Here is a 10,186-nt window from a genome sequence, read left to right on the forward strand (position 1 = left end):
GAGCGCCCTGCGCCGGGCGGTCCCGTGGACCCCCGGCCTGCTGGCCCTGCTCATCGGGGCGTGGGGAATCCGTCGCCAGGACACCCTGTGGGGAGACGAAGCAGTCACCTATGAAATGTCACATCGGAGTGTGCCGCAGATCTGGCACCCCCTGGGCCATGTCGACGTCGTGCACGGCCTGTACTACCTGATCATCCGGGGGGGTGTTCGGCCTCTGGGACGGCGGCCTGGTGGCGCTGCGGCTGCCGTCGGTGCTGGCGGTCGCCGCGGCGGCGGTCTTGGGCATCGACGCGTATGTCGCGAGCACCCTGTACGGCCCCGGACCCGAGCAGGCCGCCCGGCGCGACGGCCACATGAACCGGGCGGCGCTCGCCCATGGTGTGTGGGCGATGCTGGCCACCGCGGCGGGACCGAGTGGGGTGTACGCCCGTACGTCGGGCGGCTCCGGCCTCTGGGCTCCGGACGGAACCCCGGCCGTGCAGGCCGGGCCCGAGCCCACCGCTGTGGTGTCCGCGACCGTGGGTACGGCCCGGCCCGGGTCCTAGACGCCGTCCTGGCTCAGCATCTCGGCCGTGATCGCCCACCGCTCGTGGTCGCGCCAGGCTCCGTCGATGAAGAGGAAGTCCGGCGAGAACCCCTCCAGGCGGAATCCGGCCCGTTCGACGAGGGCGAGCGAACCCTCGTTGGCGGGCTGAATGTTGGCTTCGAGACGGTGCAGGCCGAGCGGCCCGAAGGCGTACCGCAGGACCAGTCCCAGCCCTTCGCTCATCAGGCCGCGCCCCGACGCATGGGCGAAGGCCCCGTATCCGAGCGCACCGCAGCGGAACCCGCCGCCGACGATGTTGTTGATGTTGATGAACCCCGCGATCCTGGCACCGGCCCCACCCTCGCCTGCCCCGCTCTCGCCGCCCCCGCGTTCGCAGACCAGGAAGCCCGCCTTTGTGGGGTCTTCGATCAGCCGGCCCGCGTAGGCGGCGTACGCGCGTGCGTCGCCGGGCGGGAAGATCCAGGGGCTGTGCATGTCCCGGCTCTCCCTCGCCCGGGTGGTGAACTCTTCGGCATCCGCCTGGGTGTAAGGGCGGATCGCCGTGCGCGATCCCTGGGCCAGATATACGTTTTCGGACATCCGGCCAGCCTAGAACGTGCGGTCAACCCGTCGCGTACGTGATTCCCCGGACCGGGCCTTCGGGGCTGTCCCCGACGGCGCAGTAGAAGTGGTGGAGCTTGCCGCCGCTGGAGATGAGGCCCGGCTTGTGTGCGTGGCGGTCGTCGATGTGCCCGGACGGGCCGATGCCGACGAGGACCTCGTCGCCTTTGCGCCAGTGCCGCAGGTCGCCCGAGAACGCGACACCCTCCCGGGCGTGCCCGTCGCTGCAGTTGCCGAAGTGACACGAAGTCCTCCACACCGAGGGCGCCTTACCGACCAGTAAGTAACTGACCGCGCTCATGCCGTGACACGTTCATAGCGATGTCAACGCTCGGGGCGGAGATTCCTGAAGGATGCTCAACTTCTTCGCGATTCACGGCCGTTCAGACCAGCGCGGGCACCTCGATGGTGAGCGTGGCGGGGCCGCCGCCGGCCGGCGCGTCCAGCACGGCGGGCACGCCGAGCGGAATCGTGAGCGCCGTCGGTCCGTGCCCGAAGCCCAGCTCCTCGACAACGGGTACGCCCAGTGGGCCGAGCCGGTCGGCGAGGACCGCCCGTACCCTCTCGTACGGGCCGCAGCCCGCCCAGGAGCCGCAGGCCACGCCCACTATCCCGTCGAGCGCCCCGGCCCTCAGCAGTTGGGTGAGGATGCGGTCGATGTTGTACGGGTCCTCGGTGGTGTCCTCGATCACCAGCAGCCCGCCCCGGGCGGACGTCCGGGCGTTCGGGGTGCCGATGTCGGCGGCGAGCAGGCTCACACAGCCGCCGTAGGTGATGCCGCGGGCCCTGCCGGGGACCAGCACCCGCGCCGTGGGCAGGCCGAGGGTACGTACCGACTCGGGCTCGAACAGGGTGGCCCGCAAGGACTCCTGGGTGTCCGGGTCCTTGAGGAAGGTCTCGGTGCCTGCCATCGGGCCGTGCAGGGTGGCGAGCCCCATGCGCTGGGCGAACGCCTCGTGGAGCACGGTGATGTCGCTGTAGCCGATGAACGCCTTGGGCCCGGCCGCGCGCATCGCCGCCCAGTCGACCAGGTCGACCATGCGATGCACGCCGTACCCGCCGCGGGCACAGATCACCGCGTCGACGGACGGATCGCACCAGGCTTCCTGGAGGTCCCGGGCCCGCACCTCGTCCGTACCGGCGAGGTAGTCCAACTCCGTGTGCACATCACGGACATGGGGTGCCTCGACCGGGTCGAGACCCCAGCCGCGCAGTACGTCGAGGCCCGCCTCCAGGCGGTCGGCGGGCACCGGCCCACTCGGTGACACGACGGCGATCCTGGCACCAGGACGCAGTCGGGCGGGGCGGGTCAGGGGGGCGAGGGTCACTTCTTCAGCTCCAGCCGCGGTACGTCGGGACAGCCGATGCCGAAAGTCTGGCCGTACAGGGAGAGTTCCGCCTCCAGGGCGCGGATCATGGTGTCGGCGCGCCGGAACCCGTGCCCCTCCCCCTCGAAGGTGAGATACGCGTGCGGGATGCCGCGCCCCTCGACCTCGGCCAGGAACCGCTCGCACTGGACGGGCGGGCAGATCGGATCGTCCAGCCCCTGGAGCAGGAGGAAGGGCGTGGTCAGATGGTCGGTGCGGGTGACCGGCGACCGTTCGCGGTAGCGCGACGGGACTTCGGCGAGCGGGCCCACCAGGGACTCCAGGTACTGCGATTCGAAGTCATGGGTCTCATCCGTGCCCCAGCCGGTCAGATCGAGGATGGGGTAGATGATCGTGCCGCAGGCATAGACATCGGTGCCGGTCAGTGAGGCGGCGGTGGTCCAGCCGCCGGCGCTGCCGCCCCGGATGGCGAGCCGCTGACGGTCGGCCGTACCCTCGGCGGCCAGCGCTTCGGCGACGGCCGCGCAGTCCTCGACGTCGACGACGCCCCACTGTTCGCGCAGCCGGTTGCGGTAGGTCCTGCCGTAGCCGGTGGAGCCGCCGTAGTTGACCTCGGCGACGCCGATACCGCGCGAAGTGAAGTAGGCGATCTCCAGGTCGAGGACGAGTGCGGCATGGCCGGTGGGGCCGCCGTGCGCCCAGACCACATAGGGCGGCAGTTCACCGTCGGGGCCGACCCGGTCGGGGCTCCGCGGCGGGTAGATGTGGGCGTGGATCTCCCGGCCGTCGGGCCCGGTGAAGGTGCGGTCCTCGGGCTGCGGGTAGTAGGCGGGGTCGACGGCGTCCTCGTGCGGTGTGCCGATGATCCGGGTGCGGCCGGTCGCGGTGTCCAGCTCGACGACCTCGTAGGCGCTGTACGGGCTCGCGGCGATGCCGACGATCCTGCTGCCGTGCACGGCGAGCGACTCGGCCCATTCGGTCCAGGGCCCGGCGACGTCGACGAGTTCGCCGGTCTCCGGGTCGAGTATGCCGAGCGTGGTGGTGCCCCGGCCGTGGACGGTGGCGATCAGGCCGTTCTCCAGCGGCCGGAACCAGCTGAGGCCGATCTTCCAGAGCGGTCCGGCGAATTCCTGCTCCTGGGGGCAGAGAGCGACCGTGCCCCGGTGCGGGTCGGCGCGGTACAGGTTCCACCAGCCGCTGCGGTCACTGGCGAAGAGGAGTTGTCCGTCGGCGCCCCATTCGATCTGCGGCACCGATTCCTCCGGGCCGCCGAGGAAACTGCGGGTGCGGTGGAACGTACCGTCGTCGGCGACGTCCGCGAGCATCACTTCGGTACCGTCCCACGGCATCCGCGGATGGTCCCAGGCGATCCAGGCCGCCCGGCGCCCGTCGGGCGAGAGCTTCGGTCCGGTGACGAAGCGGTGACTGTCGTCGGTGAGTTCACGCACTGCCGAGCGGTCGTCGGCCGCCGAGCCGTCCAGCGGTACTGCGGCGATCACCCGGCGCAGATCGGTGGGTGCCTCGCCGGTGAACTCCTCCAGAACGCACCACACTTCGCCCCGTTCGCCCCGGTCGAGGTGGAGCTGCGGGTCGACCCAGCGCAGTCCGCCGCCGACGGCCGAGACGGGGGTGAGCGGCCAGGGTTCGCCGGGCCCGTCGGGGGCGTATGCGTACAGCCGCTGGTCGGCGAAGTCGACGAAGACGATCAGCGGGCCGCCCTCGGCGCGTGCGGCCCCGGCCCAGGGCTGTCCGCCGTACTCGATGACCCGGCTCCGTACGTTCCACGGAGCGGGCAGGACGCAGGTGCTGGTCCCGTCCGCCCGGCGGCGGATCAGGGCGCGGCGGCCCGCCTCGGCGGGGCGCGGTTCCGTCCACCACACCTCGTCGCCGACCACGCCGACGTACTCCGGACGGCCGTCGTTGGAGGCGGCCAGTCGTGCGTCGATCGGTGACGGCCACGTTCCGTGGGCCGCTGTGGACTTCATGATCAATTCCCCCCGTACCGGGTCAGGCCGTGCGCAGATAGTGATCGAGGACGCGGACGCCGAAGTGCAGTGCCTCGACGGGGACGCGTTCGTCGACGCCGTGGAACAGCGCCTGGTAGTCGAAGCCGGCGGGCAGCTTCAGCGGTGAGAAGCCGTAGCCGGTGATGCCGAGCCGGGAGAACTGCTTGGCGTCCGTGCCGCCCGACATGCAGTACGGCACGACGTGGCCGTGCGGGTCGAAGCGTTCGACGGCGGCGCGCAGCTTCGCGAAGGTCGGCGAGTCGACCGGGGCCTGCAGCGGGACCTCGCGGTGGTGGAACTCCCAGTCGACATCGGGTCCGGTCAGCCGGTCCAGGGTGGTGTGGAACTCGTCCTCGCCGCCGGGCACCATCCGGCCGTCGATCAAGGCGGTGGCGTGGCCCGGGATCACATTGACCTTGTACCCGGCCTCCAGCATGGTCGGGTTGGAGCTGTTGCGGACGGTCGGCTCGACCAGGGCGGCGGCCGGTCCGAGCTTGCCGAGGAGCTCGTCCACGTCGAAGCCGGGGGCGTCGAGGTCGGGACGGATGCCGTGCAGCGCGGCGATCTCGGTGAGCGCGGCGCGCACGGTCGGGGTGAGCCGGACCGGCCACCGGTGCTCGCCGATCCTGGCGACGGCCGCGGCGAGTGCGCTGACCGCGTTGGCCTTGTTGACCTTGGAGCCGTGCCCTGCCTTGCCGCGCGCGGTGAGTTTCAGCCAGGCGGTGCCGCGCTCGCCGGCGGCGATCGGGTAGAGCGGCATGTCCTGACCGGCGTGGAAGGTGAAGGCGCCGGATTCGCTGATGCCCTCCGTACACCCTTCGAAGAGTTCGGCGTGCCGGTCGGCGAGGAAGCCGGAGCCGTCCTCGGCGCTGGCCTCCTCGTCGGCGGTGTACGCGATCACGATGTCGCGGCGGGGCCGGACGCCGGTCCGCGCCCAGGCCCGGACGACGGCCAGGACCATCGCGTCCATGTTCTTCATGTCGATGGCGCCGCGCCCCCAGACGACACCGTCGCGGACCTCCCCGGAGAAGGGATGCACGGTCCAGTCGGCGGCCTCGGCCGGGACGACGTCGAGATGGCCGTGTACGAGCAGGGCGTCGGCGGACGGGTCGGTTCCGGCTATCCGGGCCACCACATTGGTGCGCCCCGGGGTGCGTTCCAGCAGGGTGGGTTCCAGTCCGGCGGCGGCCAGCCGCTCGGCGACGTACTCGGCGGCCGGGCGTTCCCGGCAGTCGCCGCCGCCGCGGTTGGTGGTGTCGATCCGGATCAGTTCGGAAGTGAACGTCACCGATTCGTCGAGCGCCCGCTCGTCGATGCTCTCGGTACTCTCGGCGCTCTCCTGGGGGTGGGCCGCCTCAGCCATACTGTTCCTCCACGGCGGACGACACGATCGTCGTCACCGCCTTGAACGTGCGGATACCTTCGTACATCGTCGCGCTGGTGTAGGCGACGCGCCGTTCACCGCTGGGCGCCACGCCGGGGACCACGGTGGCCGCCGCGGCCAGATGCTCGGCGTCGAACTCCAGCTCGACGGTGAAGGGGCCGCCCTCCACCGGGGTGTGCCGCACGGCGAGCGCGGTCGCATCCTTGGCCGCCGCGCGGATGTCCGCGGCGGTACGGGCCGGGGTGCGGCACACCGCCGCATACCGCGACACATAGTCCTTCACGGCGACCTTGCGGGCCTCGGGGGCGTACCCGTCCGCGTCCACGCAGGTCAGATCGTCGCCGGTGACGAGGACGACGGGAACGCCGTACTCGGCCACGACATGCGCGTTGAGGAGCCCCTCGCCGGCCCGGGCGCCGTTGAGCCAGACCCCGGTGATGGAGTTCGCCAGATACGTGTGGGCGAGGACCCCTTCCGTACCGGCGCCCGTGTGGTAACCGACGAAGGCGACGGCATCGACGTCGCCATGCTGGATGCCCTCCACCATGGAGAGGGACTTGTGCCTGCCGGTGAGCATCTGGACCCGGTCGTCGAGCTGCTCCAGCAGGAGGTTGCGCATGGACCAGTGGGCCTCGTTGATGAGCACCTCGTCGGCGCCGCCGTCGTAGAAGCCGAGCGCCGCCGCGTTCACGTCGGAGGTGAACATGGAACGGCACCGCTCCCACTGGGGGGTACCCGGCAGCACATCGGCCGGCCAGGTCACGCCGGTGGCGCCTTCCATGTCCGCGCTGATCAGGATCTTCATGCGGGCTCACGCTACGCGCCGAAGAACCGCCAGGCCAGAGCCACAGATACGTTCAATGGTCCAGTCCTCCGAAGAGAGCGCGTCCCACACCCCGAACAGGTGTATTCCGGACGCCGCGGCGTCCGGTCGGCGCGCGGGCCCGCTTGCGTCACCTTGACAGTCCTCCTTCACCAAGACCATGATTCCATTAATTGACTAATGGAATTGAGGCGAAGTGCATGGCAGACGCATTCACTCCGGGCGGCGCGTCCGGCGCATGGGCGCTGGAGGCCCGCGGCCTGGGTAAGCGTTACCGTCGTGGCTGGGCGCTGCGCGACTGCTCGTTCCGGCTGCCGGCCGGGCGGATCTGCGGTCTCGTCGGCCCCAACGGGGCAGGGAAGAGCACCCTGTTGGGACTCGCGACCCGGCAGGTGCAGCCGACAGAGGGCGAACTCCACATCTTCGGCGTGCCGGTGGACGATCCCGCGGCGATGCCGAGATTCGCCTTCCTCGGGCAGGACAAACCACTGTTCAAGCGGTTCACCGTGGCGGAGACGCTGCGTCTGGGCAGCGAGCTCAACCCCGGCTGGGACATGGCCGCGGCGGAGCGGATCGTACGGTCCGGCCAGGTGCCGATGCACGCCCGTGTCGGCACTCTCTCCGGTGGTCAGCGCACCCGTGTCGCGTTCGCGCTCGCCTTCGGCAAGCGACCCGAACTGCTGCTGCTCGACGAGCCGATGTCCGACCTCGATCCGCTGGCCCGCCACGACATGAGCTCCCTCCTGATGTCGGAGGCCGTGGAGCGCGGCACCACAGTGGTGATGTCCTCGCACATGCTGTCCGAGCTGGAGGACATGTGCGACTACTTGCTGGTCCTCGCCGAGGGCAAAATCCGGATGGCGGGCGACGCGGACGCCCTCGTCCCGGCCCACGCGCTGGTCACGGGACTCGCCACCGGCGGGGACCCGGCCGCCTCGCTGGCTCCCCACACTGTGGTCGAAGCCCGTGTCCAGGGCAGGCAGTTCCAGGCGCTGGTGCGACCGAACGGCCCGCTGCCGGGTGACTGGGTGGTCGCCGAACCCAGCCTGGAGGAAGTGCTGCTGGCGCATCTCCGCTCGCCGGACGCACCCCCGTTGTTCACACCCGGTGCCCGTATCGAGGCCGAAGGGATCCACACCTCATGAGCGCCACCCTGACCGAGACGCCCCGAACCGGACGGGCGCCCGGACCCCGTCTGCTGCGCGGGCTGAACTGGCTCGTCGTACGTCAGCACCGGGCCGCGCTGCTCGCCGTGCTCGCCGCGATGGTCCTCGGCTCGATCTGGATCGCGTACCAGCACGGCCGGATGAGCCAGACGCTCGAAGCCGCGGGCTGGCCGGAGAAGGAGCTGGCGCAGCCGACATTCATCTCGACGGGACTCAACCTCACCGTCACGGCCCTGAGCGCGCTGCCCGTGATCCTCGCCGTCTTCCTCGGCGCCCCGCTGATCGCGGGCGATCAGGAGCACGGCACCGCGCAGCTGGTCACCACCCAGTCCGTATCCCGCCGTCGCTGGCTTACTGCAAAGATCGTCTGGTGCTACGCGGCGGTGGTCGTGTCCGGTGCGGTGCTCTCGGCGTTCTTCACCTGGTGGTGGAAGCCCTACCGTTCGGTGTTCCCCAGCCTGTGGCCGGAGGGGCCGGTCTTCGACAACACCGGTCCGATGCTCCCCGCGCTCTGCCTCTTCCTGACCGCCGCCGGCATCACCATCGGCATGCTGCTGCGCCGTGTCCTCGCGTCCATGTTGGTCACGTTCGTCTTCGCCGCGATCACCGAGGTCGTCTGGGGCGAGATGCGCGTATATCTCGCCCCGTCACGCATGCTCACCTACCCGCTCGACGGCGACATGCCCGCACGGCTGAACGAGTCGCACCAGCTGGACGGCTGGATCGGCTCCGCCGACGGCCATCTCTACGGCTGGGGGGTGTGCGCCAAGACCACCGAAACGGCCTCGAGCGCCTGCATCAAGGAGCACGGCATCGTCAACAACGTCGTCGAGTACCTCGGTTACGACCAGATGCCGTCCATGCAGTGGACCGGGGCAGGCATCCTGCTCGCGGCCACCGCCGTGCTCACCGTGTTCACCCTGTGGCGGGTGTCCCGGAGCCCCCTTTAGGACAAACCGCCGCAGGTACGTATCGTTTCGGCAGTTCAAAGGGAGGTGAAGACGGTGGTCGTATTCCGGATCGACAGACGCAGCGGAGTGGCGACGTACCTCCAGATCGTGCGCCAGGTCGAACAGGCTCTGCGGATGGGTGCCCTGGAGGAGGGCGACCGGCTGCCCACGGCCGCGCAGGTCGCGGCGGAGACCAAGGTCAACCCGAACACGACCCTCAAGGCGTACCGCGAGCTGGAGCGCGCAGGCCTTGCCGAGGTCCGGCAGGGAGCAGGCACCTTCATCACCCGATCCCTCGCCCCGGCCCAGGATGGCCCCGACTCCCCGTTGCGCACCTCGCTCGCCCGGTGGCTGGACGAGGCACGGTCTCAGGGGCTCGGCGGCCAGGAGGTCACCGCCCTGTTCCGCTCGGCCTATGCGGCGGTGTATCCGTCCGAGACGGACGGCTGAGGGACGGCTGACGGACGGCTGAGGGACGGCTGAGGGACGGTTTCGTACTCCTCGCACCGAGGAGTACGAAACCGCGCTCAACCCGACGCCGGATAGTCGCCCGTGGCGCCGTCGGTCCGTTCGCGCAGCAGGTCCGCGTGGCCGTTGTGGCGGGCGTACTCCTGGATCATCACCAGGTACACCCAGCGGAGGCTGACGAGCCGGCCACGGGTCGTCGACATGAATGTCTCGTCGAGACCGCGCCCCGCCACGGCGGCCTCGCATGCCTCGACCTCGGCGCGGAACGCGGCGAAGTCGCGTTCCGCGTACGCGGCGTCGACGCCGTCGATGCCTTCGTCCCCGTCATCCAGGCCGGTGAAGACGTCACCGATCGGCTCACCCGCGAAACTCCGCCGGAACCACCAGCGTTCGATCTCCGCCATGTGCCGTACCAGGCCGAGGAGAGTGAGGTTCGACGGCTCGGCGGCGGTGTGCGCCAGCTGCGCCGGGTCGAGTCCGGCGCACTTGGTGAGCAGCGTCTCCCTGTGCCATCGGAGCCAGCCTTCCAGCATGGCTCGCTCGTCCGCGGTGCTCGGGACGTTCAGCTGGTCGCCGTCGACTGTCGTGCGTTCGATGCGAGGTGTCGTCCATGTCATGGCAGCCATCCTCACACCGGCCGCGACGCGGCTGGAGGCATACGGGAGTGCCGTGCTCTCCGAGAAGCTCGCCGAGTTCCGCCGGTTCATCACCGGCACGGTCTCCCCACACGCCGCCGCAACGGGGCAATCGTCATGACGTCGTCGCACCCACGCCCGTTCTCCGTGGGGCAAGTGGGGCGTACGGGGCGCCGCCTCAAGAGGGCACCCCGTACGCCGCTGCCTCATGTCGCGTTCAGTGCCACGGTCGGGTGGAGGCGGGAGGCGCGGATCGCCGGGTAGAGGCCCGCGATCACT

The 10,186-nt window shown here is 70.4% G+C and carries 11 protein-coding genes and 1 pseudogene; 5 read left to right on the forward strand and 7 right to left on the reverse strand.

Annotation, left to right across the window (positions count from 1 at the left end; genetic code table 11):
* Nucleotides 1-203: 203 nt before the first annotated feature.
* Complete coding sequence (locus ACZ7IB_RS33280; RefSeq protein WP_470917676.1) at nt 204-545, forward strand: hypothetical protein; 342 nt, start codon at nt 204-206, stop codon at nt 543-545.
* Here ACZ7IB_RS33280 and ACZ7IB_RS33285 read toward each other — a convergent pair.
* The 6 genes from ACZ7IB_RS33285 to ACZ7IB_RS33310 form a co-directional block, all read right to left on the reverse strand.
* Complete coding sequence (locus ACZ7IB_RS33285) at nt 542-1,126, reverse strand: GNAT family N-acetyltransferase (protein ID WP_470917678.1); 585 nt, start codon at nt 1,124-1,126, stop codon at nt 542-544. The two genes, ACZ7IB_RS33280 and ACZ7IB_RS33285, sit on opposite strands and share 4 nt — an antisense overlap.
* A gap of 22 nt (nt 1,127-1,148) precedes the next feature.
* Complete coding sequence (locus tag ACZ7IB_RS33290; RefSeq protein WP_470917680.1) at nt 1,149-1,448, reverse strand: hypothetical protein; 300 nt, start codon at nt 1,446-1,448, stop codon at nt 1,149-1,151.
* 82 nt (nt 1,449-1,530) lie between these two features.
* Entirely contained in the window at nt 1,531-2,475 is a 945-nt protein-coding gene (locus tag ACZ7IB_RS33295) for a S66 peptidase family protein (RefSeq protein ID WP_470917681.1), read from the reverse strand.
* Nucleotides 2,472-4,460: a prolyl oligopeptidase family serine peptidase gene (locus ACZ7IB_RS33300; protein WP_470917682.1), complete on the reverse strand. Its 1,989-nt coding sequence runs from the start codon at nt 4,458-4,460 to the stop codon at nt 2,472-2,474. The genes ACZ7IB_RS33295 and ACZ7IB_RS33300 overlap by 4 nt, the downstream gene beginning before the upstream one ends.
* A gap of 22 nt (nt 4,461-4,482) precedes the next feature.
* Nucleotides 4,483-5,844: a M20/M25/M40 family metallo-hydrolase gene (locus ACZ7IB_RS33305; protein ID WP_470917684.1), complete on the reverse strand. Its 1,362-nt coding sequence runs from the start codon at nt 5,842-5,844 to the stop codon at nt 4,483-4,485.
* Nucleotides 5,837-6,670: a M55 family metallopeptidase gene (locus ACZ7IB_RS33310; RefSeq protein ID WP_398630581.1), complete on the reverse strand. Its 834-nt coding sequence runs from the start codon at nt 6,668-6,670 to the stop codon at nt 5,837-5,839. The genes ACZ7IB_RS33305 and ACZ7IB_RS33310 overlap by 8 nt, the downstream gene beginning before the upstream one ends.
* 218 nt (nt 6,671-6,888) lie before the next feature.
* Here ACZ7IB_RS33310 and ACZ7IB_RS33315 point away from each other — a divergent pair, with 218 nt between their 5' ends.
* The 3 genes from ACZ7IB_RS33315 to ACZ7IB_RS33325 are packed head-to-tail and all read left to right on the forward strand — an operon-like array spanning nt 6,889 to nt 9,254.
* Nucleotides 6,889-7,833 carry an ABC transporter ATP-binding protein gene (locus ACZ7IB_RS33315; RefSeq protein ID WP_470917685.1) on the forward strand — a complete coding sequence of 315 codons (945 nt, stop codon included), beginning with the start codon at nt 6,889-6,891 and terminating at the stop codon, nt 7,831-7,833.
* Complete coding sequence (locus ACZ7IB_RS33320; protein ID WP_470917686.1) at nt 7,830-8,804, forward strand: ABC transporter permease subunit; 975 nt, start codon at nt 7,830-7,832, stop codon at nt 8,802-8,804. Before ACZ7IB_RS33315 ends, ACZ7IB_RS33320 begins: the two co-directional genes overlap by 4 nt.
* A 45-nt stretch (nt 8,805-8,849) precedes the next feature.
* Entirely contained in the window at nt 8,850-9,254 is a 405-nt protein-coding gene (locus ACZ7IB_RS33325) for a GntR family transcriptional regulator (RefSeq protein WP_470917688.1), read from the forward strand.
* A gap of 77 nt (nt 9,255-9,331) precedes the next feature.
* Here ACZ7IB_RS33325 and ACZ7IB_RS33330 read toward each other — a convergent pair whose 3' ends face one another.
* The gene (locus ACZ7IB_RS33330; RefSeq protein WP_470917689.1) at nt 9,332-9,889 is read right to left on the reverse strand and encodes a DinB family protein; all 558 of its coding nucleotides are present in this window, start codon (nt 9,887-9,889) and stop codon (nt 9,332-9,334) included.
* A 31-nt stretch (nt 9,890-9,920) separates the two neighbouring features.
* On the opposite strand from ACZ7IB_RS33330, the pseudogene ACZ7IB_RS33335 reads away from it, so the two are divergent.
* Nucleotides 9,921-10,010 (forward strand): annotated as a pseudogene (locus ACZ7IB_RS33335) (RacP protein); the annotation flags it as partial.
* Nucleotides 10,011-10,186: the final 176 nt, after the last annotated feature.

This window comes from Streptomyces sp. NPDC037301, from assembly GCF_055602785.1.